This window comes from Paraburkholderia sartisoli, assembly GCF_900107685.1.
Lineage (GTDB): Bacteria > Pseudomonadota > Gammaproteobacteria > Burkholderiales > Burkholderiaceae > Paraburkholderia > Paraburkholderia sartisoli.
Map to the genome: position 1 here is coordinate 179,522 of NZ_FNRQ01000001.1, position 26,781 is coordinate 206,302.

A 26,781-nucleotide genomic window follows, 5' to 3' on the forward strand; every position below is an offset into this window, starting at 1 on the left:
AAAGCTAGTTTTTCGGTGTGCGCAGCGCGGTGAAGCAGGTGACGCGTCGTGCGCCTGCCTGCCTGAGCGTACGCGCGACAGCTTCGAGCGTGGCGCCCGAGGTCATCACGTCGTCGACAATGCCGACGTGCAGCCCGGCCACGGGTTTTGCCACGGCAAACGCGCGCCCGACGTTGTCGCGCCGCGCATCCAGATCGAGCCGCGACTGCGGCGCGGTATCGATGATGCGCCGGATCAGCGTCGCGTCGCGCCGTATTTCCAGTGCATCGGCGAGCGGCCTGGCGATTTCCCACGCCTGGTTGTACCCACGCGCGACCAGCCGACGGCGTGCAAGCGGGACGGGCGCGATCACGTCGGGGCGCGAGCCGGTTTCGAGCGAATCTCCGGCGAGGCGCGCGAGCCGTTCGCCGAACTCGCGGGCCAGCATCAGCCGCGCGCGAAACTTCAGCCCGAGCGCCAGCGAATCGAGCGGCGCACGATAATCGGCGAGCGCGAAGGTCGCGTCGAATGCGGGCGGCGAGGTGACGCAGTCGCCGCAACGATAGCGGTCGCCCTTCGGGCTGCGTCGCCGCGCCGAAACCGCGAGCGGAATCGCGCAGACCGTGCAGCGCAGACGCGCTTCGTTCCAGTACGCCGCGTCGCAGCCGTCGCATAACGTTCGCTGCGACAAATTGCCGCACAGACCGCAGAGCGTCGGCAACGCGAACGCCGTCACCTGCTGGCACAGTGAGCGAACCTGACGCGAGACGATCGCGAAACGGCTTCGCGACGACGGGGAAACGAACGTGACCGGCATGGCTGAATGTGCCCGCAAAGGCCTCCTGCACTGAACCAAAGGGAGCGAGCGAGTATACTTCGCACTCTTCGTCCGTTCGACCGCCATGCCCCCAACTTCCGCCAAAACCAGCCGTCCGGCCTACGATTCGCGGCGTTTGCGACGGATTTTCGACCGCCGCGCCGCGACTTTCGACGAAGTCGCGTTCCTGCCGCGCGAAATCGCGCAACGCATGCGCGAGCGTCTCGACTTCATCAAGATGAGTCCGGCGAGCGTGCTCGATGCAGGCTGCGGCGCGGGCGACGATCTTCCCCTGCTGCGCGAGCGGTTCCCCGAAGCGCCGGTATTCGGCACCGACCTGTCGCACGCGATGTTGCGCCGCGCATTGCATCACGACGCTGGCGACACCAGCTGGCGACGCTTTCTGCCGGCATCGATCGGCAAGGCGCTGGGTGTGCGCGGTCCGCGTTTCGCCCAGGCCGATTTCTCGGCGTTGCCGTTCGCGCATGGCGCGTTCGAGTTCGTCTGGTCCAACCTGGCGCTGCACTGGCATTCGCGGCCCGATCTCGTCTTTCCCGAGTGGCAGCGTGTTCTGAAGGTGAACGGTCTGCTGATGTTCAGCACGGTCGGCCCCGACACGCTCAAGGAGCTGCGGGGCGCGTGGGCCGAAGTCGAGGCGTCGCACGGCGTGAGTTCGCGCGCGCATGTGATCGACTTCGTCGATATGCACGATCTTGGCGACATGCTCGTCGAGAGCGGATTCGAGATCCCGGTCATGGACCAGGAAGTGCTCACCATTACCTACAGGTCGCCAGAGTCGCTGCTCGCGGATGTGCGCCGCTGGGGCGCCTATCCGTTCGAGCGCGAAGCCGCTTCGCCGGGCACGTCGAGGCGCCTGCACAAGGCGCTGCTGTCGGCGCTCGAAGCCCGCCGGCGGCCCGACGGCACGATCGCGCTCACCTTCGAAGTCATCTACGGGCACGCATGGAAAGCCGTGCCGCGGACCACGGCCGAAGGCCACGGTATCGTGCGGATCGAGGACATCGGACGAGGTTCATCGAAGAATCGGTGACGCGGTAAAGAGGACATCTGTTATGTCTGAAATTACCGCTGCGCGAGACGTCAACGAGGTGCGTCAAAACGGCGCAGAGGCTTGTCGCGACTGGCTTGCAAGCCGATGGTGCATTGCTTGTGGATGCCATTGAACGCGCCTATAATGCGTCAGTTTGTCGCCCGGAGTTCCCACATCTGGTGCGGCAGATCAAGGCAGGAAAAGAGAGAAATCAGGCCGAAAGCGCCGAAAGTGGCAGTGTCGGTGCAGTGCCCGGCACGTTGCGAGGCGCAGGGAGGCAGCGATGGAAGCGACAGGTCTGCTGGCGGATTCAGAACTGGTCCTGAAAGACTGGACCATGAAGCGCAACTGTTCGGTTTCGCCGCGGCAGTTTGTTGGCTTCTATGTATCGCTTGCGCTGGTTTCGTCGGCGATCGCTTTCATGCTTTTGCTGTGCGGCGCGTGGCTGGTGTTACCGTTCACGGGTATCGAGCTGCTGACGGTAGGTGTCGCGTTTGCCATCTATGCGCGCCACGCTGTGGATTACGAACGCATCCGGCTCTATCCGAACCGGCTGCTGATCGAGCAGGTGAGTGCGGAACAGGTCACGCAATTCGAATTCAATCCGCGCTGGGTGCGGGTCGAAGCCGGAGCGACACCACGTGACCGGATCACGCTGGTGTCGCGTGGTCAGGCGGTGATGGTCGGGCAGCATCTCGCGCAGTACCGGCGTGCCCAGTTCGCCGGCGAATTGCGAGCATGGCTTGGACGGTGCGACTAGATACACCGCACCGTATGCCGTTCCCGGAGCGAGCGGAAAATGCGCGGTTAAAAGCGCGGAAAGCCTTCCAGCGGGGTCGAGGGTTTGAATGGAAAATTTGGGTAAGGAAGCTATGAAAACAATCAAGCGAGCCCTCATGGGCGTGCTGGCGTTTAGCGGTCTGTTCTTCGCCGGTGCGGCCATGGCAGTCGGCGATAGTCCGGGCGGCCCAGCCGTCAACGAGATCAATCTCCAGCCGCCTGCGACAAAAATCGCTGAGGAGCTCTACAGCCTCCACACGTTCATGCTGATTCTCTGCACGGTGATCTTCATCGGCGTGTTCGGCGTGATGTTCTATTCGGTCTTTGCTCACCGCAAATCGAAGGGCCACAAAGCCGCCAATTTCCACGAAAGCACCACCGTCGAAATCATCTGGACGATCGTGCCGTTCATCATCGTCGTTCTGATGGCGCTGCCCGCCACCAAAACCGTCGTTGCGATGAAGGACACGACCAACGCCGATCTCACCGTCAAGGTCACCGGCTACCAGTGGAAGTGGGGCTACGACTACGTGAAAGGCCCGGGCGAGGGCATCAGCTTCCTTTCCACGCTGGCCACGCCGCGTGCTGAAACGGATGGCCGCCAGCCGATTTCCGATACGTATCTGCAGGAAGTCGACAACCCGCTCGTCGTGCCGGTCAACAAGAAGATCCGGATCATCACCACCGCGAACGACGTCGTTCACTCCTGGTACGTGCCGGCCTTCGGCGTGAAGCAGGATGCGATTCCGGGCTTCGTGCGCGACACGTGGTTCAAGGCCGACAAAACGGGCACCTTCCGTGGCTTCTGCACCGAACTTTGCGGCAAGGAACACGCGTTCATGCCGGTCGTCGTGACGGTCCTGTCGGCAGAAGACTACGCAGCGTGGGTCGACAACGAAAAGAAGAAGATGGCCGCCGGCGCCGACGATCCGAACAAGACGTACACGCTCGCCGAACTGATGGCGCGCGGCAGCAAGGTCTACGCGGCGAACTGCGCGGTCTGCCACCAGCCGAACGGCAAGGGCGCGGGCGCATTCCCGGCGCTCGACGGCAGCAAGATCGCCAACGGTCCGATCGCGGAACACGTCAGTCTCGTGCTGAAGGGCAAGAACGCGATGCCTTCGTGGGCGCCGACGTTGAGCGACGTCGAGATCGCTTCGGTTATCACGTACGAACGTAACTCATGGGGCAACCACACCGGCGACATCCTGCAGCCGAAGCAGGTCGCCGACGCCCGTAACGGCAAGCTGCCGGAAGGCGGCAACCATCTGGCCGACGCGGGCGCGGGCGCAGCAGCCGGCGCGAGCGACGCCGCCGCGGCCAGCGGCGCCGAAGCGGCTTCGGGCGCGGCGCCAGCATCGGCGGGTGCAGCAGGCCCGGACAGCGCGGCTTCGGCTCCGCAGGCTGGTCTGCCGGCAAGCGTCTACTTCGAGACGGGCAAGAGCGCGCTGCCGGCCGACGCGAAAGCGGCGGTGGACGCAGCGGCAGCCTGGGCGAAGGCGCATCCTGACGCGATGTTCACGCTGTCGGGGTTCACCGACAAGACAGGTTCGGCCGACGCCAACGCGAAGCTGGCCAAAAGCCGTGCGCTCGCTGTGCGTGACGCGCTGAAGGCCGCGGGCATCGCCGAAGACCACATTATTCTGAAGAAGCCGGAAACGATCACGGGCGGTGCTGACGCGAAAGAAGCCCGGCGTGTCGAGATCAGCGCAGCGGCCTGACGTGTCACGGTCAGCATTGCAGTATTCGTTTTAGGAGATTGTCATGTCTAGCATCGGACACGATGTAGCCGCTGGTCACGAGCACGGCGACCACGCCCATGAGTTGCCGCACGGCTGGCGTCGCTGGCTGCACGCCACCAACCACAAGGATATCGGTACGCTGTACCTGATCTTCTCGTTCGTCATGTTCCTGTCCGGGGGCGTGATGGCGCTGGCGATCCGCGCCGAACTGTTCGAGCCGGGTCTGCAGATCATGCGTCCCGAGTTCTTCAACCAGTTGACCACCATGCACGGCCTGATCATGGTGTTCGGCGCGATCATGCCGGCGTTCGTCGGCTTCGCGAACTGGATGGTGCCGCTGCAGATCGGCGCATCGGACATGGCCTTCGCGCGGATGAACAACTTCAGCTTCTGGCTCCTGCCGGTCGCGGCCGTGCTGCTGATCAGCTCGTTCTTCGCACCGGGCGGCGCGACCGCCGCGGGCTGGACGCTGTATGCACCGCTGTCCACCCAGATGGGCCCGGGCATGGACTTTGCGATTTTCGCGATCCACTTGATGGGTGCCTCGTCGATCATGGGCGGTATCAACATCGTCGTGACGATCCTGAACATGCGCGCACCGGGCATGACGCTGATGAAGATGCCGATGTTCGCGTGGACGTGGCTCATCACCGCCTACCTGCTGATCGCCGTGATGCCGGTTCTGGCTGGCGCGATCACGATGGTGCTGTTCGACCGTCACTTCGGTACGTCGTTCTTCAGCGCGGCTGGCGGCGGCGATCCGGTGATGTACCAGCACATCTTCTGGTTCTTCGGTCACCCGGAGGTGTACATCATGATCTTGCCGGCGTTCGGGATCGTTTCGCAGGTGATTCCGGCCTTCGCCCGCAAGCCGCTGTTCGGCTATAGCTCGATGGTGTACGCAACGGCTTCGATCGCGATCCTGTCCTTCATGGTCTGGGCGCACCACATGTTCGCAACCGGCATGCCGGTGACGGGCCAGCTGTTCTTCATGTACGCGACGATGCTGATCGCCGTGCCGACGGGCGTGAAGGTGTTCAACTGGGTTGCCACGATGTGGCGCGGTTCGCTCTCCTTCGAAACGCCGATGCTGTTCGCGGTGGGCTTCCTGTTCGTGTTCACGTTCGGCGGCCTGACGGGCCTGATGCTCGCGATGGCACCGCTTGACATCCAGTATCACGGTACCTATTTCGTGGTCGCCCACTTCCACTACGTGCTGGTGGCGGGGTCGCTATTCGGTCTCTTCTCCGGCTGGTACTACTGGTCGCCGAAGTGGACCGGCTGGATGTACAACGAGACGCGCGGCAAGATCCACTTCTGGGCGTCGATGATCTTCTTCAACCTCGCGTTCCTGCCGATGCACTTCGTGGGTCTCGCCGGCATGCCGCGTCGTTACGCCGACTACCCGGCGCAGTTCACCGACTGGAACCAGGTTGTGTCGATTGGCGCGTTCGGCTTCGGTCTGGCACAGGTGTACTTCCTGTTCGCCGTCGCGCTGCCGGCCTACCGCGGCGGTGGCGAACTCGAGAAGGCACCGGACAAGCCGTGGGACGGCGCAACGGGCCTCGAATGGACCGTGCCGAGCCCGGCTCCATTCCACACGTTCGAAAACCCGCCGACCGTCGAATAAGACGCTTCGGTCAATGCCTCCCGGTCCGGTCGGAAGCCGTCTGGACCGCGAGGCCAGACGGGCGGTGGCCGCGTAGCCGCCAGGTCAAGGTACCCAGAAATTGAGCATGACCCGGAATTCACAGCAAAGACGTACTCCCGAGCAGATTCGCGCGGGCAACAAACGGCTGGGTTTGATCCTGCTCGTCGTGGTGATTGCCTTCTTTACGGCTGCGGTGATCAAGCAGGTCTGGTTTAGTTGACCGCGTTGTCTGAACCTGCCCAGGCAGCGTGATTGAGGAAGTTCGATGTCGAAGCACCCGCCGGCCGAGGCCGACCGCTCTTTTAACCGTTCGATGCTGATCAAGCTGTTCATCGTCGCGCTGATGATGTTCGGCTTCGGGTTCGCGCTGGTGCCAATGTATCGCGCGATCTGTCAGGTTACGGGTATCAACAACCTTGTGCAGCGCGATGCAACGGAGCGTGAGGCGAAGAATACGCAGGTCGACATGAGCCGCACGATTTCGATCGAATTCGATGCGAACGCGCGCGGCCCGCTCGGTTTCAAGCCGGAACAGCACAGTATGGACGTGCATCCAGGCGAAGTAACAACGGTGATGTACCAGGTCAGCAACGAACAGGCGCGCACGGTTCATGCGCAGGCGATTCCGAGCTACGCGCCGCGCGAGGCGACCGAGTACTTCAAGAAGATCGAGTGTTTCTGTTTCACGCAGCAGACGCTGGCTGCCAACGAAACGAAGCGGTTACCGGTGGTGTTCGTCGTCGATCCGAAACTGCCGAAGGATGTGAAGACGATCACGCTGTCGTACACGTTCTTTGAACTGAATACGCCGGCGCCGACAACGAAGGACACCGCGAACCAGGCGGCTGCGGACACCCGGGCGCGGAACCCCGCCTGACGGCGTGCGATAGAGGCGGAGGAAGACGGCGAATGAGCGACAACGGTAGGCGCAGAAGCAGTTTTGGGCAATCGCTGAGGGCGGTGTTGTGGTCGTTTCTGGGGGTGCGCAAACGGCGCGATCTCGAAGCCGACGCCACCCAGCTCAATCCGCTGCATGTGGTTGTCGCAGCAGTGATCTGCGCGGCGATCTTCATTGGCGTGCTGATCTTCGTGGTGCGCCTTGTGGTCGGATAAAGCTGTACCGGATGAAAGCGGGCAGCGCGGGTCCAGGAAGACCCATGAATTAGCGTGAAACGGTGCGGTATCCACGCGCCGTCGAAGATAAAACCGGAACCAACCGGACCAAGCGGAACAACTGGACTGAAGTGGAGAATCAAGAATGAGCGGTCAAAACGAGAGCCCGTACTATTTCGTACCGCATCCGTCGCGGCACCCGATCAGCGCGGCGGTCGGGCTGCTGGTCATGCTCGGATCGCTTGCGTCGTGGATCAACGACGCGAGCTGGGGGCCCCTCGGCGTGGCCGTCGGCCTGCTGTGGCTGCTCTTCACGTTGTGGCACTGGTTCGGCGACGCCATCTCCGAATCGGAAAGCGGCATGTACGGCAAGCGTGTCGACGCATCGTACCGCTGGAGCATGAGCTGGTTCATCTTCTCCGAAGTGATGTTCTTCGGCGCGTTCTTCGGTGCGCTGTTCTATGCGCGCGAAATCGCGCTGCATCAGCTCGGCAGCCTCGACTACAAGCTGATCTGGCCGGATTTCTCGGCGGTGTGGCCGAACAATGGTCCTGCTGCGCTCGTCTCGCACTTCAAGTCGATGCAGCCGTGGCCGGTGCCGACCATCAACACTGCGTTGCTGCTGTCGTCGGGCGCGACGCTGACCGTGTCGCACCATGCGCTGCGTGAGGATCATCGTCGCAAGGCAATCGCCTGGCTCGCCGCGACGCTCGTGCTCGGCGTCAGCTTCCTGTTCCTTCAGGCCTTCGAATATTTCCACGCGTACAACGAACTGAACCTGACGCTGGCTTCGGGCGTGTATGGCTCGACGTTCTTCCTGCTGACCGGCTTCCACGGCTTCCACGTGTTCCTCGGCGGCACGATGCTGGCGGTCGTTCTGGTGCGCATGATCCGCGGCCATTTCACGGCGGATCATCACTTCGCGTTCGAAGGCGCGGCCTGGTACTGGCACTTTGTGGACGTCGTGTGGCTTGGGCTGTACGTTGTCGTGTACTGGCTGTAAAGCTGTCGGGCCTGCATCGGCGTTTATTTCGCGGATGCGGCCTGCCGCGCCTCGGGTGGTTCGAACGAAGCGCGGAAAAATGAATGGTCAGGTAGTAAGCCGTATTGACGCAGCGCCGCCCTCGACCCTGTCAGGGCGGCGTTTTTGCTTCGTGGGCCGGGCGACGTGACGGGCTTTATCGTGAGCACGACTCAGTGCCCAGGGTCAGGTGAGCGCGCTGGATGTCACAGCGAGCCGGCAGGCGCCAGTGAGCGCCCGCCGAAACATCAGCGGCCGAGCGGAATGCCGGTCGACTGGATCCAGCCCATCCAGTGTGCGAACAGGATGAACAGGAAAAGCGAGATCGAGAGGCCGACGCGCGTGGCGAGCGACCAGACCATCCGCTTCGACTGGCCCCGGTCGTGCATCATGAAATACAGCGCCGAAGCCATGCTGGCGATGATGAGGACGAAGGCGATGGGAATGAGGATATGCATGGAACCCGTTGACGGTCAGGAACGTGTACGTAAGACGCTCATTATCTCACCGTGTATTGCGAGGCGTGTGCCCGCAGGTGGTGTGCGATGAAGTTTCGGCTTGTCCCCGTCGTGCTGATTCTGATCGTCGTCGCCGTGACGGTGCGGCTGGGTTTCTGGCAGCGCGACCGCGCGCATCAGAAGGAAGCGCTGCAGGCGCACATCATGCAGTTCGAACACGCGCCGGCACAAACGATTACCGCCGCGCCCGTCGCGTTGAAGGACATCGAGTTCCATCGCGTGCGCGCGCTTGGCAGCTTCGTGCCGGAGAAGGTCGTGTACCTGGACAATCGACCGTATAACGACCAGCCCGGCTTTTACGTCGTGATGCCCTTTAAACTGCATGATGGCGGCTACGTGCTCGTCAATCGCGGCTGGTTGCCGCGCAACATGAACGACCGCACGGAAATAAAGCCGTTCGTCACGCCGAAGGGCGAGATCGAAATCGAGGGCATCGCGCGTGCCGATGCGAGCAAGGCTTATGAGCTGGGTCAAGGAGGATCGGCCGCGCATCAGCAGATTCGCCAGAATCTCGACGTCAACGCCTACGCAACTGAAACGGGCCTGACGCTGCAACCGTTCGTGATCCAGCAACTGAGCGACGACGGCGACACGCTCGTGCGCGACTGGCCGGTGCCCGCGACGGGTGTCGAGACGAACTATGGCTACATGTTCCAGTGGTGGGGCATGGCCGCCGCGGCGATCGGATTCGGGCTGTACGCGGCCCGTCGCGCCGCGAAGAAAGAGCACGCGCCCAGCGCGTAAATGCATCGCGTGCGACGACATGTCGCGGGTCGTTACCGGCCGTCATCGCGCAATCATGGAAAGAGGTCCAGTAGTGTCGACGCAATCTCCCCGTTCCCCGCAATCCGGAAAAGCCGCGCAGCGCGGCCAGCCGGCTTCCAAAGACGCATCGAACGGCACGCCGCCCGCACGCCGGGGCTCGTGGCAACGCGGCCGCTGGATGATGCTGCTGATCGCGTTCATCTGCGCGGCGCCCGTGATCGCGTCGTACATCACGTACTACGTGATCAAGCCGAAGGGCGGCACGACGAGTTACGGCACGCTCGTCGAACCGCAGCGTCCGATTCCCGACTCGCTCACCGTTATCGGCGAAGACGGCAAGCCAATGCCGCTCACGTCGCTGCGCGGTCGCTGGCTGCTGGTCTCGGTGGACGGCAGCGCGTGTGACAAGGCCTGCGTCACGAAGCTGTATTTCATGCGCCAGATCCGCGCGACGCAGGGTGGCGAGCGCGAGCGCGTCGTCAATGTGTGGCTGCGCACCGATTCGTCGGCTGTTCCGGATGTCGTCAAACACGCCTACGACGACACCGACATGCTGATCGCCGATCCGTCCGCCGTGGCCGCATGGCTGCCGGTGGACAGCGGCACGAAACTGACCGACCACATTTTCGTGGTCGATCCGAACGGCAATCTGATGATGCGGTTTCCGAAAGATCCGGACCCGAGCAAGATCAGGAGCGACGTGACGAAGCTGCTCAAGTGGTCGAGTATCGGCTGATGTGATGGTGCGGCGCCCGCGCCGTGGCGCACCGTTTTTCGCGAGAAGGGTAGAGAGATGTTTGTTTTGCAACTCGGCCTGATTGGTCTGTGCATTGCGCTGTTGCCGCTGTCGTACGTCTGGGTCAAGGCCGACGACAACAAGTTTCGCAAGCTTGTCTGGATCACGACGTTCCTGACGCTCGACCTCGTGATGTTCGGCGGTTTCACGCGGCTGACCGATTCGGGCCTCGGCTGTCCGGACTGGCCGGGCTGCTACGGTACGTCGTCGCCGTTCATCGCGCATGCCGCGATCCGTGCCGCGCATCAGGCGATGCCGGACGGGCCGGTGAGCATGTCGAAGGCGTGGATCGAAATGATCCACCGCTACTTCGCGATGGCGATCGGCGTGCTGATCATCGCGCAGACACTGATCGCGTGGACGGCGAAGCTGCGTCGCCGGCCGCTGCACGTGTCGCCGTGGTGGCCGACTTCGCTGTTGCTGCTGATCCTCGTGCAAGGCGCGTTCGGCGCGTGGACGGTGACGATGAAGCTGCAGCCCGCGATCGTGACGACGCACCTGCTGCTCGGCCTCGCGCTGCTCGGCACGCTCGGCTGGCTGGCGGCGCGCCAGACGCCGCTGCCTGCCTTTGAGCCCGAAGCCGCGCGCTGGCGCGCGGCCGCGCTCGCCGCGCTGGTTCTGCTGATCGTGCAGATCGCGCTGGGCGGCTGGGTGAGCACGAACTACGCGGTTCTCGCATGTACCGATTTCCCGACCTGCAACGGGCAGTGGATTCCGCCGATGAACTTCGAGCGCGGCTTTCACCTGTGGCGTGCGCTCGGCATGACCGGCGACGGCGACTTCATCACGCAGGACGCACTGGTTGCGATTCACTGGACGCATCGCACGTTCGCGCTCGTCGTGATCGCGTATCTCGTGTGGTTCGCGCTGAAAGTGCGCCGCTTCGAATCGTTGCGGCGGCCGGCGAACGGCGTGTTGCTGGTCGTCGCGATCCAGTTCATCACGGGCCTGTCGAACATCGTCCTGCAATGGCCGCTGCCCATTGCAGTCGCCCATAACGGCGGCGCCGCGATCCTGCTGCTGCTGCTCGTTATGCTAAACTTTCGAATCGCTTATAGCCGTCCCGGCCGCGCCGTGTTGCCCGCGCGCGATGCCGCGCCAGCGTGACCCCACATGGACAGCACAACTCTTCCCCAGCATCCCGGTAGCCGGATCTCCCAGTACATCGCGCTGACGAAGCCGCGTGTCACGCAGCTCGCCGTTTTCTGCGCGGTCATCGGCATGTTCCTGTCGACGCCCGGCATGGTGCCGTGGAAGCCGCTGATCGGCGGCACGATCGGCATCTGGTTGCTGGCCGCCGGCGCATTTGCGATCAACTGCCTCGTCGAACAGAAAATCGACGCGAAGATGCGTCGCACCGCATGGCGTCCGTCCGCGCGCGGCGAGATCACCACGACGCAGATCCTCGTGTTTTCGGCCGTGCTCGGCAGCCTCGGCATGTGGACGCTCTACACGTTCGCCAACCCGCTGACGATGTGGCTCACGGTGGCCACGTTTGTCGGCTACGCGGTCATCTATACGCTGCTGCTCAAGCCCGCCACGCCGCAGAACATCGTGATCGGCGGCGCATCGGGCGCGATGCCGCCCGCGCTCGGCTGGGCGGCCGTCACCGGTCACGTGCCGGGCGACGCGTGGATTCTCGTGCTGATCATCTTCGTCTGGACGCCGCCGCATTTCTGGGCGCTCGCGCTTTACCGCCGCAAGGATTACGAAAACGCCGGCCTGCCGATGCTGCCCAACACGCACGGCGAGCAGTACACGCGTCTGCACATCCTGCTCTATACGGTGATTCTTTTCGCCGTCACGCTGATGCCGTTCGTTTCCGGCATGAGCGGCGCCCTGTATCTCGCGGCGGCCGTGGTGCTCGGCGCCGTGTTTCTCGGCTATGCGTGGAAAATCTATCGGGAATATTCCGACGCGCTCGCCCGTAAAACCTTCCGTTACTCGATCGTTTATCTGTCGCTGCTGTTCCTGGCGCTTCTGGTCGACCACTACGCTCGCGTCCTTGTCGGCGCATAACACCATGCTCACACTCAGGCTTGCGCGCGCTGCGCGCGTCGCCGTGGCAGCCTGCGCGCTTGGCGGCGCGCTGTTGATGGCTGGCTGCAACAAGGCGCCCGCGTTCCAGAACCTCGATATCACCGGCAACACGCAGTTCGGCGCCGATTTTTCGTTGCCCGATACGAACGGCAAGACGCGCACCATGGCCGATTTCAAGGGCAAGGTGGTGGTGCTGTTCTTCGGTTACACGCACTGCCCGGATGTCTGCCCGACGACGATGGCCGAACTCTCGCAGGCGCTGCAACAGCTCGGGCCGAAGGATGCAGGGCGCGTGCAGGTGCTGTTCGTAACCGTCGATCCTGAGCGCGATACGCCCGCGCTGCTGGCGCAATACGTGCCGGCGTTCAATCCGACGTTTATCGGCCTGCGGCCGGCCAGCGATGCACAGCTCGTCAAGGTGACGAAGGACTTCCGGGTCTACTACGCGAAGGTGCCGGGCAAGACGCCCGACAGCTACACGATGGATCACACCGCCGCGAGCTATGTGTTCGATCCGGACGGCAAGCTGAGGCTCTTCGCCCGCGACGGGCAGGGCGCCGCGCCCTGGGTGCATGACATCAAGCTGTTGCTCGACTGACGGCTGTTCGACCGGCTGACGCGCGCGAGCGCAGTGCAGCGCGAAATAACGAAACGGCGACGAAACAACAACGAACGGCCGGTGAATCTCACCGGCCGTTGTCTATTGGCGCCGGCGTTTCACGACAGCGCGGGCAGATTCAGCCCCGGGGCGAGCCGCGTGACCTTGAATTCCTCGACGGCGTAGGTGGCGAGCTGCTGCTGCGCGAATGGATCGGTGGCGAGGATGGCGTCCAGCCGTTCCCGCCCGATTCGCGCGGCAAGAATGATCCCGCCCGTGCGCGGCAACTTCGGCCCGGCGGCGATAAACACGCCTGCATTGAATTGTTGTTCGAGGAATGCGCGGTGCGCTTCGAGCGCGTCGTCGACGCGATCGAGCGGTGCCGTGTAGGTGATATTGACGACGTACATGAAAGCTCCTGAAAAATGGACCGGCGCAGCCCGCCGGCGCTTCGTCATTATCGTTCAGCGCGAAAACCGGTGCCGCCGGATCCGGGCGATACATCCGGACGGTGTGTCCGTGGCAGCCGTTCTGGCCGTGTCTCTGTTTCTCTCAAGTTGGTGAAGCTTTCAGCCGTTATACAGCTTGCAATCGTTTGCGCCCAAAAGGCGCGAGCGGATGTGAACTGGAAGAAACCACACGAAAGAGACCAACACAATGAGCAGGATGAGTCTGAACCGCAAGCTGTGGCTGGCGCTTGCGCTCGTATGGCTGGGGTTGCTGGGCGTCGGGCTATGGAGCGCGGTCGAGACGCGCGGCACCATGCTCGTCGAGCGCAAGGCCGGTATGGTGAACCTCGTCGAGGCGGCGCAGGGCGTCGTCAACGGTTATTACACGCAGGCGCAGAGCGGCAAGCTGAGCGAAGCCGACGCGCAGCGCGAAGCGCTCGCGCGTCTCGCGACCATGCGCTACGGTGAATCCGGATACCTCTTCGTGATGGATTCGAAGCCGACCGTGCTGATGCATCCGACGTTGCCGCAAATGAACGGCAAATCCGTCGGCGACTTCAAGGATCCGGACGGCAAGCTGCTCTACGTCTCGATCGTCGATGCGGCGAAGGCCACCGGCCGTGGTTTCGCCGAGTATCGTGGCCGCTTGCCGCACAGCGAAACGGCGGTGCCGAAGATCAGCTACGTGGTGCATTTCGCGCCGTGGGACTGGAACATCACGAGCGGCGTTTTTATCCGCGACATCGACACGACGTACTATCAAACGCTGCTCGGTCACCTGATCGTGGTGCTTCTGATCGGCGCGGTGATTTCGGTGGCGATGGTGCTGATCATCCGCAACGTGCGTGGCAGCCTCGGCGGTGAGCCTGAGCTCGCGGCGCGTCTTGCCGGCAGCATCGCACAGGGCGATCTGACGCAGACCGTCGTGCTGCGCCCGAACGACACCACCAGCATGATGGCCGCGATGAGCCAGATGCAGGCGCGCCTGCAACGGACGATCGGCGAGATTCGCCGCTCGGCGGAATCGATTGCATCGGCGACGCAGCAGATCGCGACCGGCAACAGCGACCTGTCGCAGCGCACGGAGCAACAGGCCGCATCGCTGCAGGAAACGGCCGCGAGCATGGAGCAGTTGACGGCGACCGTGAAGCAGAACGCCGACAACGCGCGTCAGGCGAGTGGACTCGCGCACAACGCGTCGGATATCGCGACGCGCGGCAATGACGTCGTGAGCCGCGTGATCGGCACGATGAGCGAGATCAACGAAAGCTCGCACAAGATTTCCGACATCATCGGCGTGATCGAAGGTATCGCCTTCCAGACCAACATTCTCGCGTTGAACGCCGCGGTGGAAGCGGCGCGTGCCGGTGAGCAGGGACGCGGCTTCGCGGTGGTGGCGGGCGAAGTGCGCAGTCTCGCGCAGCGTTCGGCGACCGCGGCGAAGGAAATCAAGCAGCTGATCGGCGACTCGGTGGAACGCGTACACAACGGCTCGGAGCTCGTCGGCCAGGCCGGTTCGACGATGGGCGAAATCCTGCAGGCGGTGCGTCGCGTGACCGACATCATGGGCGAGATCGCGGCGGCATCCGAAGAACAGAGCAGCGGCATTTCGCAGGTCGGCCGCGCGGTCACGCAGATGGACGAAGTCACGCAGCAGAACGCGGCGCTCGTCGAGGAAGCGGCCGCCGGTGCGGCTTCCCTGCAGGATCAGGCGGCGCGTCTGCACGACACCGTGAGCGCGTTCCGTGTCGAAGGACAGGCGGACCGCGTCGAGCCGTCCGCGCGTGTCGCCGCGCGCGCCCTGCAATCGTCGACGACGCGTGCAACTGCATCCGCGTCCACGGCTACGCGCCCGACCGCAAGCGCAAGCGCAGGCACGGCGGCAAAGCCCGCGCCGAAGCCCGCCGCGCGCGACCATGCCATCGGCGCCAACGCAGCCCGCGACACGACGAACACCGCGAAGTCGCCGGTGGACGCGATTGCAGCCAAAGCCGCCGCGTCCGGCGACGACTGGACGACGTTCTGATTCACGCTTCACCCAGACGGGCCGCCGGTGAACCAGCGGCCCGCTGTCCGATACCCCTCGCTTTTCCCTTCATCCGCTTTGCTTTCCACGTCTGGCCCGCATACCCATATGCCATCGCGATATTTCCCTTCGCATGGGGCGTATGAGACCATTTGGGGTCCAGCGGACTGCGAAGGCAGAAGACAGTCCCGGCGCGCCTCTCGCGAACTATCGAAACTGAATCAATGCAACACAATCGGATAATCCATGCAGCGTAGAACACTCCTCAAAACCCTCTCCACCTTCCTCGCGACGGCCGCATTCGCGACCAGCTTCACCGCGCACGCCGACGACAAGGTCATCAAGGTCGGTACGATCAGCGGCCCTGACGCGCAGATCTGGGCGGTCGTGCAGAAAGTCGCGAAGCGCGACGGCCTGAACGTGAAGGTCATCGAATTCAACGACTACGTGCAGCCGAACGCCGCGCTCGACGCGGGCGACCTCGACGCCAACAGCTTCCAGCATCAGCCCTACCTCGACAGCCAGGTCAAACAGCGCGGCTACAAGATCGTGACCGCCGGCCTCACGTACATCTCGCCGCTCGGCATCTATTCGAAGAAGCTGAAGTCGGTGAAGGATCTGCCGCAGGGCGCGAAGGTCGCCGTGCCGAACGATCCGTCGAATGAAAACCGCGCGCTGCTGTTGCTGCAATCGCAGGGCGTGATCAGGCTGAAGGCCGGCGCGGGCACGAACGGCAACAACGCGACGCCGCTCGACGTCGCCGAAAACCCGAAGAAGGTGACGCTGATCGAACTGGACGCGGCGCAATTGCCGCGCTCGCTGTCGGACGTCGACGCTGCCGCGATCAACACGAATTTCGCGCTCGCCGCCGGGCTGCAACCGACCAAAGATGCGATCGCGCTCGAAGACATCCACAGTCCGTACGCGAACCTGATCGCCGTGCGCGCGCAGGACAAGGACAAGCCGTGGGTGAAGAAACTGGTCGCGGCGTATCAGTCGGAAGACGTGCGCCAGTTCATCAAGACGGAGTTCAAGGGCTCGGTCGTGCCGTCATTCTGATTTGCACGCCGTAGCACGCAGGATCGAGGGCAATCCACGATCCTGAACCATCGAGCGGCAAGCAAAAGCGCCACGGGCAACCCTGGCGCTTTTTTGTTGCCCACGACGTAGCCAGACGAAAATTCAGTCGCCAGTCCCCGCAACCGTCGATCAGTTTTCGCCGTGCTGGATCCCGTTGCCGAGCAGCCGCTCGATCAGTTGCATCGCCGCGACGAGCTGCTCCTGTTCCGCCGGATCGAGCCGTATCAACTGCGCGCATACCTCCGCGTTGGCGGCTTCGTCGAGCGGTTCATACGCGGCGCGCCCTGCGTCGGTGAGCGTGAGAAGCGACTGGCGCGCGTCGGCTTCCGAAGGGCGACGCGAAATCAGGTTGCGACGCTCGAAGCCCGTGAGCAGGCGGCTCAGATAGCCGCTGTCGAGGCCCAGATTGCGGGCGAGCGCCGCCGCGGTATTCGCGCGACCCCGCTGCAATTCGTGTAGCACGCGCACCTCGGTCAGCGAGAACGGACTTTTCTGCAGGCGCTCGTGCAGCGCGCCGATGCGCTGCGTATAGAAGCGGTTGAAATGGCGCACCACGTGAGCGCGCTGTCGTACCGCGGAATCATTCAACGCAGGCTCTCCGACGTTTTCTTCGACGATCAAGCCGTCACTCTATATGTGATTCCATCCCTTTTACAAACCAGGGTCAAAAGCGGACGAGGTCGATACGCTGGTATTAAAGAGGTATGTGTTCTGCGCGAACTGGGCTCTTTTGAGGCGGACCAGTGGCGGTTTATGAATGCCAAAATCAGGTCTGTACGGGTAAATCCCGATCCTGTTTCTGCTATCGAAACGCTCTTGAGAGCCATGATAATTCGTTAATTATCAAAATGTTATACTGGTTTCCTGACTCAAGATCGACCGAGTTTGACTGGTATTATGTTGGTTATATAATGGGCTCCAATTTCGACAAGCCGCGCTCTCGTTCCCCGACCGCCGGAGCCCCATGGAAACTCGCTGGTCCGCCCTGATGCCTGACGTGCGTAACGTCACGCCGCTCTACCTGCAACTCGCGCGCAATCTCGCGACGGCGATCCATTGCGGCGTCTGGTCGGCGGGTGAGGCGCTGCCGTCCGAGCGCTCGCTGTCCGACGCCATCGGCGTTTCGCGCATTACCGCGCGCAAGGCGATCGAACTGCTCGTCGAGCAGGGCTTGATCCGCCGCGCGCGGGGCGCCGGCAGCTTCATCACGCCGCGCGTCGAAGATCCGCTCTCCCGTCTCACGGGTTTCACGAAGAAGATGGAGCAGCGCGGCTTTCACCCCGATTCCGTGTGGCTCGAACGCGAGATCCGTTCGGCCAATCGCGAAGAAGTCGTGCATCTCGGCCTGTCGCCGGGCGCACCGGTCGCGAGCCTGCGGCGTCTGCGCCGCGCCGACGGCATCGTGATGGCGGTCGAACACTCGGCGCTGCCCGCTTCGATCGTGCCGGATCCGCAGGCCATCGGCCTGTCGCTTTACAGCTATCTGGAGCAGCGCGGCATGGCCGTGGTACGCGCGTTGCAGCACTTCCGGGCCGTCAACGCAACGAGCGAGATCGCCGGCCTGATGGACATCGAGCCGCGCACCGCGCTGCTCGTGATCACCCGCATCGGCTACAGCGCCGACCAGCGCGCGATCGAACTCACCGACACCTATTGCCGCGACGACTACTACGACTTCGTCGCCGAATTGCGGCAGTAGCGCGGAACAGGAACCAGGCGGAAGCAGTCATGAAAATGCACGACGCATCATCCGAGAGACACATGCTGACCGGAAACATACTCACCACCGATGGCTGGATCAACGGCACGATCGAATTCGAAAACGGCCGCATCACGTCGCTGAAAGGCGAGCGCGCCGATCCTTCGCAGAACGACGATCCGTACATCCTGCCGGGCTTCATCGACCTGCACGTGCATGGCGGCGGCGGCTCCGACGTGATGGAAGCCGGCAACGCGATCGAGACGATCACCCGCACGCACGCGCGCTTCGGTACGACGAGCCTGCTCGCCACCACGATGACCGCGCCGCGCGCCGAACTGATGAACGTTGTCGCGAATCTCGGCGACGTGGTGCGCGTGCGCACGCCGGGCGGTGCCCGCGTGCTCGGCGTGCATCTGGAAGGTCCATACATCAACCCGGGCAAGCTTGGCGCGCAGCCGGACGCCGCGGTCTCCGCGGTGCTCGACGAAGTGCTGAAGTATCTGTCGATCGCGCCGATCCGTGTCGTCACGCTGGCGCCGGAAATTTCCGGCCACATGGACATCATCAGCGAGATGGCGGCGCGCGGCGTGCGCGTGCAGCTCGGCCATTCGCTCGGCACGTACGACGACGCCGTCGCCGCGCTGAAGCACGGCGCGTGCGGTTTCACGCACCTGTTCAACGCGATGTCGCCGCTGCATCACCGCAATCCTGGCCTTGTCGGCGCCGCGCTCGCGCATGCCGAATTCGCCGAAATCATTCCTGACCTGCTGCACGTGCATCCGGGCGCGATCCGCGCCGCGATGCGCGCGATTCCGCGTCTGTATGTGGTGACCGACAGCACGTCGGCAACCGGCATGCCGGACGGCGAGTATCGCCTTGGCAGCCAGCATGTCACGAAGTGTCTCGGCGGCGTGCGTCTTGCCGACGGCACGCTCGCCGGCAGCACCCTGACGATGGATCAGGCGCTGCGCAACCTTGTCTCGCTCGGCCTGCCGATGGCCGATGTTTCAAACCGTCTGTCGCGCTACGCCGCCGACTACCTGGGCATCGAGGATCGCGGCCGCATCGCGCGCGGTGCGTGGGCCGATGTCGTCGTGTTCGATCGTGAACTGGCGTTGACCGCGACATACGTCGAAGGAGAATCGATTGTCGAATATGCTTGATGAAGCGTTGGCGTCCGCCGACGTAGTCGCCGCACAGCTTGCGGATACGTCGCGTGTCGAAGCGCTCGCCCGCAAACTCGTGGCACTGCCGCGGCACGTCGCGCTGACGGTCGCACGCGGCAGCTCGGACCACGCTGCGAGTTACTTCGCAAGCCTGACGATGAGCCGTCTCGGCGTGCCGGTCGCGTCGCTGCCGATGTCGGTCGCGACGCTGCAGCAGGCGCCGCTGCAGGTGCGCGATCAGGTCGCGCTCGCGTTTTCCCAGTCGGGCAAGAGCCCGGACCTCGTCGGCACGATGGTCGCGTTGCGCGATGCCGGCGCGCTGACGATTGCCGCCGTGAACGCGCCGTCGTCACCGCTCGCGGATGCGTGCGAGTTTCATCTGCCGCTGCTGGCGGGCCCGGAACTGAGCGTCGCCGCGACCAAGAGCTACATCGCGATGCTGGCGTTGTCCGCGCAGCTCGTCGCGCACTGGCAGCGCGACGAAGCCCTGCTGGCCGCGTTGAACACGCTGCCCGACGCGTTGCGCCAGGCCGGTGCGCTCGACTGGCGCACGGCCGTCGAGGCGCTGCGCGGCGTCGAACGCATGATCGTGATCGGCCGGGGGCTCGGCCTCGCGGTCGCGCAGGAAGCCGCGCTGAAGCTGAAGGAAACCTCGGGTATCCAGGCGGAAGCGTTTTCGAGCGCGGAAGTGCGTCACGGTCCGATGGAACTGATCGACCGCGACTATCCGCTGCTGGTGTTCGCGCCGCGCGGTCCCGAACAGGCAGGCCTGATTCAGCTCGCGCGCGACATGCGGGCGCGCGGCGCACACGTGCTGCTCGCCGCACCGGCCGACGTGCCGGAAGCGACGTTGCCGCTCGTCTTGACCGATCATCCGGCGCTCGATCCCGTCGCCGCGATTCTTTCCTTTTATGTGATGGCCGACGGTCTTGCCGCCGCTCGCGGACGCAATCCCGATGCGCCGCGCCATCTGAATAAAGTCACCGAAACTCACTGATCGAGATAGCAGATGCGACGTGTCGAGGAGTCCCGTTTGATGAGCCAATCCCAAGGCCCTGTAGTGTTGCTCGCGCCGCTGACCGGTCCGGTCGTGGCGCTGGCGGACGTACCCGACCCGGTGTTTTCGGGCGGCATGTTCGGCGACGGCATCGGTATCGATCCGCTCGCCGGCCAGCTGGTCGCGCCGTGCGACGGCGTGGTCATGCATCTCGCGCGCACCGGTCACGCCCTGACGCTGACCACCGCCGAAGGCGCCGAAATCCTGCTGCATATCGGCATCGACACGGTCGAGCTGGCCGGCAAGGGCTTCACGCCGAAGGTGTCGCAAGGCGCAACGGTCCGTACCGGTGACGTGCTGATCGAATTCGATCTGGACTACGTTGCATCAATGGCGCCGAGCCTCGTGTCGGTGATCGCGATTGCGAATTCGGATGCGTTCGAAATCGTCGAACGCTCGGCTCGCGGCATGCTGAAGGCCGGCGAAAGCCCGCTCTTCACGCTGCGCGCCCGCGATGGCGCCGCCGCGGAAGCATCGCGCCAGGCGACCAACGTCACCGAGGAGTCGCGCCGGCAGATCACGCTTGCGCACGCCGGCGGCCTGCACGCGCGGCCGGCGGCGCGCGCCCGCGAAGCGGCGCGCGGTTTCGATGCGCGCGTCGAAGTCCGTTACGAAGGACGCAAGGCGGCGATTGAGAGCGTTGTCGGCCTGCTTGGGCTTGGCGCCGGTGAAGGCGCGACGGTCGAGCTTCTCGGCGTCGGTCCGCAGGCGGCGGCAGCGGTCGAAGCCGTCGCGCACGAACTGCTGCGCGAAGTACACGGTGAAGTCGACGAAAAGCCGGCACGTCAAAGCTCACCCGCGCCGCAGCAGGTTGCGCGCGCGGCTGGCGCATCGCTCGCGCCGGATACGCTGGCTGGCGTGTGCGCGGCGCCGGGCATCGCGCTCGGCAAGATCGTGCGCTGGGACGACGCCGATCTCGATCCGCCGGAAGTGGCGAGCGGCACGTCGGCGGCGGAAAGCCGCCTGCTCGACAAGGCGCTTGCCAGCGTCGATGCGGAGCTGAACACGGTGGTGCGCGACGCGTCGCAACGCGGCGCGGTCGGCGAGGCGGGCATTTTCGCGGTGCATCGCGTGCTGCTCGAAGATCCGACGCTGCTCGACGCCGCGCGCGATCTGATCAGCCTCGGCAAGAGCGCAGGCTTCGGGTGGCGCTCGGCGATCCGCGCGCAGATCGCGGTGCTCGCGAATATCGATGACGCGCTGCTCGCCGAACGCGCAGCCGATCTGCGCGACATCGAAAAGCGCGTGCTGCGCGCACTCGGCTATTCGAAGAGCGTGGCGCGCGCGTTGCCGGACGAAGCGGTGCTCGTCGCGGAAGAATTCACGCCGTCGGATCTGTCATCGCTCGATCGCACGCGCGTGACGGCGCTGCTGATGGCGCGCGGCGGCGCGACGTCGCACGCCGCGATCATCGCGCGTCAGATCGGCATTCCGGCGCTGGTCGCGATCGGCGACGCGCTCTTCGCGGTGCCGGAAGGTACGCAGGTCGTCGTCGATGCAGGCGCGGGCCGCGTCGAATACGCGCCCACCGCGCTCGACGTCGAGCGTGCGCGCAGCGAGCGCCAGCGTCTTGCCGGCGTGCGTGAAGCGAACCGTCGCACGTCGCAACAGACAGCCGCCACGAACGACGGCCGCGCGATCGAAGTCGCCGCCAACATCGCGACGCTCGACGACGCGAAGACCGCCGTCGACAACGGCGCGGATGCCGTCGGCCTGCTTCGCACGGAATTGCTGTTCATTCATCGCCAGGCGGCGCCGAACGTCGATGAGCATCGCCAGAGCTACCAGGCGATCGTCGATGCGCTCGACGGCCGCACCGCGATCATCCGCACGCTCGACGTGGGCGCGGACAAGGAAGTCGACTACCTGACGCTGCCGCCGGAAACGAACCCGGCGCTCGGCCTGCGTGGCATCCGTCTCGCGCAGGTGCGCCCGGATCTGCTCGACGACCAGTTGCGCGGCCTGCTCGCCGTGCGTCCGGTGGGCGCCGTGCGCATCCTGCTGCCGATGGTTACCGATGCGGGCGAACTCATCCGTCTGCGCAGGCGCATCGACGAACTCGCGCGCGAAGCGGGCCGCACGGACGCGATCGAAGTCGGCGTGATGATCGAGGTGCCGTCGGCGGCGCTGCTGGCCGACCAGCTTTCGCAGCACGCGGATTTTCTGTCGATCGGCACCAACGACCTGACGCAATACACGCTCGCGATGGACCGCTGCCAGCCGGACCTCGCCGCGCAGGCGGACGGGCTGCATCCGGCGGTGCTGCGCCTGATCGACGCCACGGTGAAGGGCGCGGAAAAGCATGGCAAGTGGGTGGGCGTGTGTGGCGCGCTGGCGGGCGATCCGCTCGCGGTGCCGCTGCTCGTCGGCCTCGGGGTGACCGAGCTTTCGGTGGACCCGGTGTCGGTGCCGGGCATCAAGGCGCGGGTGCGCAATCTCGATTATCAACTGTGCCGTCAGCGCGCCCACGATGCCCTGGCGCTCGACTCGGCGCAGGCGGTAAGGGCAGTGAGCCGCGAAGTCTGGCCGCAGGACTGAACCCCACAGGTTCGCCACAGCCTTCGCAACAAGAAGACCGCGCAGGACGTAACGCAACGACGTAGGCAATAACTACGACCACGACTCAATGAAGGGATTGGAGATATCAATGGATGGGAATCCGTTTCTGAAGATTCAGCGCCTCGGTCGCGCGCTGATGCTGCCGATCGCAGTGCTGCCGGTTGCCGGCCTGCTGCTGCGCCTCGGTCAGCCCGATGTGTTCAACATCAAGATGATCGCCGACGCGGGCGGCGCGATTTTCGACAACCTGCCGCTGCTGTTCGCGATCGGCGTGGCGGTCGGCTTTGCGAAGGACAACAACGGCGTCGCGGCGCTGGCGGGCGCCATCGGCTATCTGATCGAGATCGCCGTGATGAAGGACATCAACGACAAGCTCAACATGGGCGTGCTGTCGGGGATCGTGGCCGGTATCGTGGCCGGGTTGCTCTACAACCGCTACAAGGACATCAAGCTGCCCGACTACCTCGCGTTTTTCGGAGGGAAACGGTTCGTGCCGATCGTCACCGGGGTTGCGTGTCTGGTGATAGGGATCGCGTTCGGCTATGTGTGGGCGCCGGTTCAGGCCGCCATCGACCTGGCCGGCCACTGGCTGACGACCGCGGGCGCTATCGGCGCGTTCGTATTCGGCGTGCTGAACCGTCTGCTGCTGGTCACGGGCCTGCACCACATCCTGAATTCGCTGACGTGGTTCGTGTTCGGCACGTTCACGCCGCCGGGCGGCGCAGCCGTGACGGGCGACCTGCATCGTTTCTTCGCGGGCGATCCGACGGCCGGAACGTTCATGACGGGCTTCTTCCCGGTCATGATGTTCGGTCTGCCGGCGGCATGTCTCGCGATGTTCCATGAAGCACCGAAGGAACGCCGTGCGCTGGTGGGCGGCCTGCTGTTCTCGATGGCGCTGACCTCGCTCCTGACGGGCGTGACCGAGCCGATCGAATTCAGCTTCATGTTCCTCGCACCGGTGCTGTACGTGATCCACGCGCTGCTGACGGGTCTCTCGCTCGCGATCTGCTCGGCGCTCGGCATTCACCTCGGCTTTACGTTCTCGGCGGGCGCGATCGACTACGTCCTGAACTACGGTCTGTCGACGAAGGGCTGGATGGCGATTCCGATTGGCGTGGTCTACGCCGTTGTGTACTACGGGTTGTTCCGCTTCTTCATCCGCAGGTTCAACATGGCGACGCCGGGGCGTGAACCCCTCAACGCCGATGATGCGGCCGTCGAAACGCCGGAGGGTGTTGCCGCGCCGGCAACGGCTGTGGCCGCGACACGCGCGCAGCGTTACATCGCGGCACTGGGGGGTGTGTCGAATCTGACGCTCGTCGATGCATGCACGACGCGTCTGCGCCTTTCGGTGGTGGATGCGAACCGCGTGTCGGAAGCCGATCTGAAGACGATCGGTGCGCGCGGCGTGCTCAAGCGCGGCGCGACGAACGTGCAGGTGATCATCGGACCGGAAGCGGACATGATCGCCGACGAAATCCGCACGACGATCGACCAGGGTGGCGCGGTTGCAGCGAAACCTGCGGTAGCGGCAGTCCCGGTAGCAGCGGCTGCGGTTGCCGCATCGGAAAGCGGTCCGCTGGATCCGGACCCGGCCCGCTGGCTCGCCGTGTTTGGCGGCGCGACCAATGTTGTCTCGCTCGACGCCGTCGCGGCGACGCGCCTGCGTGTCGTGGTCAGCGACCCGTCGGCGGTGGACAGGCAGCGCATGGCGGGGCTGGACGTCGCGTGGGTGTCGGCGGATACGTTCCACATCGTCGTGGGTCAGGCGGCGGCGCGTTACGCGCAGCACCTGGCGGCACGTCTGCCGGCGACCGGCGGCGCCGCGCCGCAACCGGCCTGATGCGCTTCACGCGTTAGACGGACGCAATGAAAAACGCGGCGCCCTGTGTGGGTGCCGTGTTCGCCGGAAATCCGCGATAAACGAAAAAAAGCCCCGCCGTCTTTCGAAGGCGGGGCCGGGTACAACAGCGGTGCCGGACCAGCCGGCTTGTGCGTTACGCGTATTCGCTCAACGCCCCGCGCATTTTCTTCATCGCGCTGGCCTCGATCTGACGGATACGCTCCGCCGATACGCCGAATTCGCTCGCGAGTTCGTGCAGCGTCGAACCGCCCGAACCGTCGTCGTCGACTTTCAGCCAGCGGGCCTCGATGATGCGGCGGCTGCGGGCGTCGAGCGCGTCGAGCGCGCTGGCGATACCGTCGCTGTGCAGCCTGTCGCGCTGACGCGCGGCGAGCACCGCAGTCGGCTCGTTATGCGAGTCGGCCAGCCACGCGATCGGTGACCAGGCTTCTTCACCGTCGTCGACCTGGCCTTCGAGCGCGATATCGCCGCCGGACAGACGCGTTTCCATTTCAGCCACTTCTTCGCGCTTCACGTTCAGCTCGGTCGCAAGCCCTTCGATTTCCTCCGGCGTGAACGCCTGGAAACCCTGCTTGTGGCTGCGCAGGTTGAAGAACAGCTTGCGCTGCGCCTTGGTGGTGGCGACCTTCACCATGCGCCAGTTGCGCAGGATGTATTCGTGGATCTCCGCCTTGATCCAGTGCATGGCGTACGAAACCAGCCGCACGTTCTGCGACGGATCGAAGCGCTTCACCGCCTTCATCAGGCCGATGTTGCCTTCCTGGATCAGGTCGGCATGCGGCAGGCCGTAGCCCAGGTAGTTACGCGCGATCGACACGACAAGACGCAGGTGCGACAGCACCATGCGACGGGCGGAATCCAGATTGTTCTGCTCGCGGAATTCGGTGGCGAACTGGCGTTCCTCCGCCGGCGTCAGCATCGGGATCCGGTTCACGGCCTGGATGTAGGCGTCGATATTGCCCAGCTGGCCGGGCAGCAGCGAAGAATGCGCGAGCGCCAGAGCGCCTGCCGGAGCGGCCTTAGCCGACGATGGGCTCAGCGTACGCGGAAGGGTCAATGCATTGCTCACGTAAGAAACTCCTATGGAATCAACCAAATGCTCAGTCAGAAAACGACTCCCGTGGATGTTAGCACTCCAGTAACGTGAGTGCTAATACTTAGAGGCCGTAGGGACTTGAGAGTTCCGTTAAATCTATTGGAATTTAAGTTCTAATAGCATTGTACGTCATCTGCAGGAATTTTGCGGGGCTCGTACAATCTGCTTTTACGGGGTAGGGGCGTCGATAAATGACCTGCTTTCGTCTGATTTGAAGCAATTATTTGCCAAAGCCAGGCTCCGTTTATAAGGTTTCTTTTACTTCACTTATCTCTAAAATGACGGCGATCGCCTCGGGTGATGGCCGTCAAATCTGGGCGAAGGTGTTCGATGAAGAAGAATAATGCACGGCCCGGCTGGGCGCTTCGGGGCGCCTTCGCACTGGCACTGCTGACCTTTTCGGGACTGGCTTCTGCGGATCAGTTCGGCATCCAGGTGGCGGGCGGGATGGCCGATCATCACGTCAACAAGCTCGACCTGGGCGTGGTGTGGGATCCGGGGCTGACGTGGTGGGAGATCGGCGGCTGGCACTTCGCGCTGATCGGCGAGGCGCACGTTTCGTGGTGGCACAGCAGCGAGGGCAACGTGCATCAAAACACTGGTGAGCTCGGCATCACGCCGGTGATCCGGTTTATCAAGAGCTCGGGCTGGTTCCGGCCGTTCGTCGAAGCCGGCGCCGGTGTGCGCGTGCTGACCAGCCCGACGATTTCGAATTCGTACACGTTGTCATCCGCGTTCCAGTTCGCCGACATGGCGGGCGTGGGTGCCCAGTTCGGCGACCGCCAGCAATACGAGGCGGGCTTTCGTTTCCAGCATCTGTCTAACGCCAGTATCAAAGAGCCCAATCCTGGTATAAATTTCACCCAGCTATATCTGCAATACAACTTCTGACGGTCGGGGCCGCCGCG

25 protein-coding genes and 1 pseudogene are annotated in these 26,781 nt (G+C 64.0%); 21 read left to right on the forward strand and 5 right to left on the reverse strand.

All coding sequences use genetic code 11. The annotated features are described in order from the left end of the window. Nucleotides 1–4: 4 nt before the first annotated feature. On the reverse strand, nt 5–796 hold the full coding sequence (locus BLV45_RS00870; protein ID WP_090527604.1) for a ComF family protein: 792 nt from the start codon (nt 794–796) through the stop codon (nt 5–7). Nucleotides 797–881: 85 nt separating this feature from the next. Between BLV45_RS00870 and BLV45_RS00875 the strand changes: the two genes are divergently transcribed. The 8 genes from BLV45_RS00875 to BLV45_RS00910 all read left to right on the forward strand — a co-directional run bounded on the left by BLV45_RS00875 (nt 882) and on the right by BLV45_RS00910 (nt 8,136). Continuing rightward, nucleotides 882–1,847, forward strand: a complete 966-nt coding sequence (locus BLV45_RS00875) for a methyltransferase domain-containing protein (protein WP_090527607.1) — start codon at nt 882–884, stop codon at nt 1,845–1,847. A gap of 283 nt (nt 1,848–2,130) precedes the next feature. Then, on the forward strand, nt 2,131–2,607 hold the full coding sequence (locus BLV45_RS00880; protein WP_090527610.1) for a DUF2244 domain-containing protein: 477 nt from the start codon (nt 2,131–2,133) through the stop codon (nt 2,605–2,607). A gap of 88 nt (nt 2,608–2,695) precedes the next feature. Then, a complete protein-coding gene (gene coxB / locus BLV45_RS00885; RefSeq protein WP_090527613.1) occupies nt 2,696–4,348 on the forward strand; it encodes a cytochrome c oxidase subunit II in 1,653 nt (550 codons plus the stop codon). 43 nt (nt 4,349–4,391) lie between these two features. Then, nucleotides 4,392–5,999: a cytochrome c oxidase subunit I gene (gene ctaD / locus BLV45_RS00890; protein ID WP_090527615.1), complete on the forward strand. Its 1,608-nt coding sequence runs from the start codon at nt 4,392–4,394 to the stop codon at nt 5,997–5,999. Between the two features lie 106 nt (nt 6,000–6,105). Then, complete coding sequence (locus BLV45_RS27730) at nt 6,106–6,240, forward strand: cytochrome oxidase small assembly protein (RefSeq protein WP_090527618.1); 135 nt, start codon at nt 6,106–6,108, stop codon at nt 6,238–6,240. Between the two features lie 45 nt (nt 6,241–6,285). Further along, the gene (locus tag BLV45_RS00900; RefSeq protein WP_090527620.1) at nt 6,286–6,897 is read left to right on the forward strand and encodes a cytochrome c oxidase assembly protein; all 612 of its coding nucleotides are present in this window, start codon (nt 6,286–6,288) and stop codon (nt 6,895–6,897) included. 32 nt (nt 6,898–6,929) lie between these two features. Further along, on the forward strand, nt 6,930–7,133 hold the full coding sequence (locus BLV45_RS00905) for a DUF2970 domain-containing protein (protein ID WP_090527623.1): 204 nt from the start codon (nt 6,930–6,932) through the stop codon (nt 7,131–7,133). A 145-nt stretch (nt 7,134–7,278) separates the two neighbouring features. Beyond that, complete coding sequence (locus BLV45_RS00910; protein ID WP_090527626.1) at nt 7,279–8,136, forward strand: cytochrome c oxidase subunit 3; 858 nt, start codon at nt 7,279–7,281, stop codon at nt 8,134–8,136. Nucleotides 8,137–8,402: 266 nt separating this feature from the next. Here the strand turns inward: BLV45_RS00910 and BLV45_RS00915 are convergent, their stop codons facing one another. Then, on the reverse strand, nt 8,403–8,612 hold the full coding sequence (locus tag BLV45_RS00915; protein WP_090527628.1) for a twin transmembrane helix small protein: 210 nt from the start codon (nt 8,610–8,612) through the stop codon (nt 8,403–8,405). Between the two features lie 87 nt (nt 8,613–8,699). Between BLV45_RS00915 and BLV45_RS00920 the strand changes: the two genes are divergently transcribed. The 5 genes from BLV45_RS00920 to BLV45_RS00940 are packed head-to-tail and all read left to right on the forward strand — an operon-like array spanning nt 8,700 to nt 12,871. After that, nucleotides 8,700–9,416, forward strand: a complete 717-nt coding sequence (locus BLV45_RS00920; RefSeq protein ID WP_090527631.1) for an SURF1 family protein — start codon at nt 8,700–8,702, stop codon at nt 9,414–9,416. A gap of 55 nt (nt 9,417–9,471) precedes the next feature. After that, nucleotides 9,472–10,173, forward strand: a complete 702-nt coding sequence (locus tag BLV45_RS00925) for an SCO family protein (RefSeq protein ID WP_407670925.1) — start codon at nt 9,472–9,474, stop codon at nt 10,171–10,173. A gap of 57 nt (nt 10,174–10,230) precedes the next feature. Next, nucleotides 10,231–11,340, forward strand: a complete 1,110-nt coding sequence (locus BLV45_RS00930; protein ID WP_090527636.1) for a COX15/CtaA family protein — start codon at nt 10,231–10,233, stop codon at nt 11,338–11,340. 6 nt (nt 11,341–11,346) lie between these two features. Next, nucleotides 11,347–12,252 carry a heme o synthase gene (gene cyoE, locus BLV45_RS00935; RefSeq protein WP_090527639.1) on the forward strand — a complete coding sequence of 302 codons (906 nt, stop codon included), beginning with the start codon at nt 11,347–11,349 and terminating at the stop codon, nt 12,250–12,252. 4 nt (nt 12,253–12,256) lie between these two features. Then, nucleotides 12,257–12,871: an SCO family protein gene (locus BLV45_RS00940; RefSeq protein ID WP_090527642.1), complete on the forward strand. Its 615-nt coding sequence runs from the start codon at nt 12,257–12,259 to the stop codon at nt 12,869–12,871. Nucleotides 12,872–12,990: 119 nt separating this feature from the next. Here BLV45_RS00940 and BLV45_RS00945 read toward each other — a convergent pair whose 3' ends face one another. Continuing rightward, nucleotides 12,991–13,281, reverse strand: coding sequence for a YciI family protein (locus BLV45_RS00945; protein ID WP_090527646.1), 291 nt, complete (start codon nt 13,279–13,281; stop codon nt 12,991–12,993). Between the two features lie 247 nt (nt 13,282–13,528). On the opposite strand from BLV45_RS00945, the gene BLV45_RS00950 reads away from it, so the two are divergent. Continuing rightward, nucleotides 13,529–15,346, forward strand: coding sequence for a methyl-accepting chemotaxis protein (locus BLV45_RS00950; RefSeq protein WP_090527649.1), 1,818 nt, complete (start codon nt 13,529–13,531; stop codon nt 15,344–15,346). Between the two features lie 246 nt (nt 15,347–15,592). Continuing rightward, nucleotides 15,593–16,405, forward strand: coding sequence for a MetQ/NlpA family ABC transporter substrate-binding protein (locus BLV45_RS00955; protein ID WP_090527652.1), 813 nt, complete (start codon nt 15,593–15,595; stop codon nt 16,403–16,405). 162 nt (nt 16,406–16,567) lie between these two features. On the opposite strand, the pseudogene BLV45_RS00960 reads toward BLV45_RS00955, so the two are convergent. Continuing rightward, nucleotides 16,568–17,014, reverse strand: a pseudogene (locus BLV45_RS00960) (MarR family winged helix-turn-helix transcriptional regulator); the annotation flags it as partial. A gap of 376 nt (nt 17,015–17,390) precedes the next feature. Between BLV45_RS00960 and BLV45_RS00965 the strand changes: the two are divergent. From BLV45_RS00965 to nagE, 5 genes are all read left to right on the forward strand, one after another. Next, nucleotides 17,391–18,125, forward strand: coding sequence for a GntR family transcriptional regulator (locus BLV45_RS00965; protein ID WP_090527655.1), 735 nt, complete (start codon nt 17,391–17,393; stop codon nt 18,123–18,125). A 62-nt stretch (nt 18,126–18,187) separates the two neighbouring features. Beyond that, the gene (nagA, locus tag BLV45_RS00970) at nt 18,188–19,291 is read left to right on the forward strand and encodes an N-acetylglucosamine-6-phosphate deacetylase (protein WP_090527658.1); all 1,104 of its coding nucleotides are present in this window, start codon (nt 18,188–18,190) and stop codon (nt 19,289–19,291) included. Beyond that, nucleotides 19,275–20,291 (forward strand): SIS domain-containing protein, encoded by a 1,017-nt coding sequence (locus tag BLV45_RS00975; RefSeq protein WP_176954045.1) that lies wholly within the window; start codon nt 19,275–19,277, stop codon nt 20,289–20,291. Before nagA ends, BLV45_RS00975 begins: the two co-directional genes overlap by 17 nt. 39 nt (nt 20,292–20,330) lie before the next feature. After that, nucleotides 20,331–22,889: a phosphoenolpyruvate--protein phosphotransferase gene (gene ptsP / locus BLV45_RS00980; protein ID WP_090527664.1), complete on the forward strand. Its 2,559-nt coding sequence runs from the start codon at nt 20,331–20,333 to the stop codon at nt 22,887–22,889. 109 nt (nt 22,890–22,998) lie between these two features. Beyond that, the gene (nagE, locus tag BLV45_RS00985) at nt 22,999–24,756 is read left to right on the forward strand and encodes an N-acetylglucosamine-specific PTS transporter subunit IIBC (protein WP_090527667.1); all 1,758 of its coding nucleotides are present in this window, start codon (nt 22,999–23,001) and stop codon (nt 24,754–24,756) included. Between the two features lie 154 nt (nt 24,757–24,910). Here the strand turns inward: nagE and rpoH are convergent, their stop codons facing one another. Continuing rightward, nucleotides 24,911–25,846 (reverse strand): RNA polymerase sigma factor RpoH, encoded by a 936-nt coding sequence (gene rpoH / locus BLV45_RS00990; protein WP_090527670.1) that lies wholly within the window; start codon nt 25,844–25,846, stop codon nt 24,911–24,913. A 357-nt stretch (nt 25,847–26,203) separates the two neighbouring features. On the opposite strand from rpoH, the gene BLV45_RS00995 reads away from it, so the two are divergent. Next, nucleotides 26,204–26,764, forward strand: coding sequence for an acyloxyacyl hydrolase (locus tag BLV45_RS00995; protein WP_090527673.1), 561 nt, complete (start codon nt 26,204–26,206; stop codon nt 26,762–26,764). The last annotated feature ends 17 nt before the right edge of the window (nt 26,765–26,781 follow it).

Excerpts from the sequence above, each read along its gene's own strand:
- BLV45_RS00870 (WP_090527604.1), bottom strand. The coding sequence starts at position 796 with ATGCCGGTCACGTTCGTTTCCCCGTCGTCGCGAAGCCGTTTCGCGATC.
- BLV45_RS00875 (WP_090527607.1), top strand. The coding sequence starts at position 882 with ATGCCCCCAACTTCCGCCAAAACCAGCCGTCCGGCCTACGATTCGCGG.
- BLV45_RS00880 (WP_090527610.1), top strand. The coding sequence starts at position 2,131 with ATGGAAGCGACAGGTCTGCTGGCGGATTCAGAACTGGTCCTGAAAGAC.
- coxB (WP_090527613.1), top strand. The coding sequence starts at position 2,696 with ATGGAAAATTTGGGTAAGGAAGCTATGAAAACAATCAAGCGAGCCCTC.
- ctaD (WP_090527615.1), top strand. The coding sequence starts at position 4,392 with ATGTCTAGCATCGGACACGATGTAGCCGCTGGTCACGAGCACGGCGAC.
- BLV45_RS27730 (WP_090527618.1), top strand. The coding sequence starts at position 6,106 with ATGACCCGGAATTCACAGCAAAGACGTACTCCCGAGCAGATTCGCGCG.
- BLV45_RS00900 (WP_090527620.1), top strand. The coding sequence starts at position 6,286 with ATGTCGAAGCACCCGCCGGCCGAGGCCGACCGCTCTTTTAACCGTTCG.
- BLV45_RS00905 (WP_090527623.1), top strand. The coding sequence starts at position 6,930 with ATGAGCGACAACGGTAGGCGCAGAAGCAGTTTTGGGCAATCGCTGAGG.
- BLV45_RS00910 (WP_090527626.1), top strand. The coding sequence starts at position 7,279 with ATGAGCGGTCAAAACGAGAGCCCGTACTATTTCGTACCGCATCCGTCG.
- BLV45_RS00915 (WP_090527628.1), bottom strand. The coding sequence starts at position 8,612 with ATGCATATCCTCATTCCCATCGCCTTCGTCCTCATCATCGCCAGCATG.
- BLV45_RS00920 (WP_090527631.1), top strand. The coding sequence starts at position 8,700 with ATGAAGTTTCGGCTTGTCCCCGTCGTGCTGATTCTGATCGTCGTCGCC.
- BLV45_RS00925 (WP_407670925.1), top strand. The coding sequence starts at position 9,472 with ATGGAAAGAGGTCCAGTAGTGTCGACGCAATCTCCCCGTTCCCCGCAA.
- BLV45_RS00930 (WP_090527636.1), top strand. The coding sequence starts at position 10,231 with ATGTTTGTTTTGCAACTCGGCCTGATTGGTCTGTGCATTGCGCTGTTG.
- cyoE (WP_090527639.1), top strand. The coding sequence starts at position 11,347 with ATGGACAGCACAACTCTTCCCCAGCATCCCGGTAGCCGGATCTCCCAG.
- BLV45_RS00940 (WP_090527642.1), top strand. The coding sequence starts at position 12,257 with ATGCTCACACTCAGGCTTGCGCGCGCTGCGCGCGTCGCCGTGGCAGCC.
- BLV45_RS00945 (WP_090527646.1), bottom strand. The coding sequence starts at position 13,281 with ATGTACGTCGTCAATATCACCTACACGGCACCGCTCGATCGCGTCGAC.
- BLV45_RS00950 (WP_090527649.1), top strand. The coding sequence starts at position 13,529 with ATGAGCAGGATGAGTCTGAACCGCAAGCTGTGGCTGGCGCTTGCGCTC.
- BLV45_RS00955 (WP_090527652.1), top strand. The coding sequence starts at position 15,593 with ATGCAGCGTAGAACACTCCTCAAAACCCTCTCCACCTTCCTCGCGACG.
- BLV45_RS00965 (WP_090527655.1), top strand. The coding sequence starts at position 17,391 with ATGGAAACTCGCTGGTCCGCCCTGATGCCTGACGTGCGTAACGTCACG.
- nagA (WP_090527658.1), top strand. The coding sequence starts at position 18,188 with ATGCTGACCGGAAACATACTCACCACCGATGGCTGGATCAACGGCACG.
- ptsP (WP_090527664.1), top strand. The coding sequence starts at position 20,331 with ATGAGCCAATCCCAAGGCCCTGTAGTGTTGCTCGCGCCGCTGACCGGT.
- nagE (WP_090527667.1), top strand. The coding sequence starts at position 22,999 with ATGGATGGGAATCCGTTTCTGAAGATTCAGCGCCTCGGTCGCGCGCTG.
- BLV45_RS00995 (WP_090527673.1), top strand. The coding sequence starts at position 26,204 with ATGAAGAAGAATAATGCACGGCCCGGCTGGGCGCTTCGGGGCGCCTTC.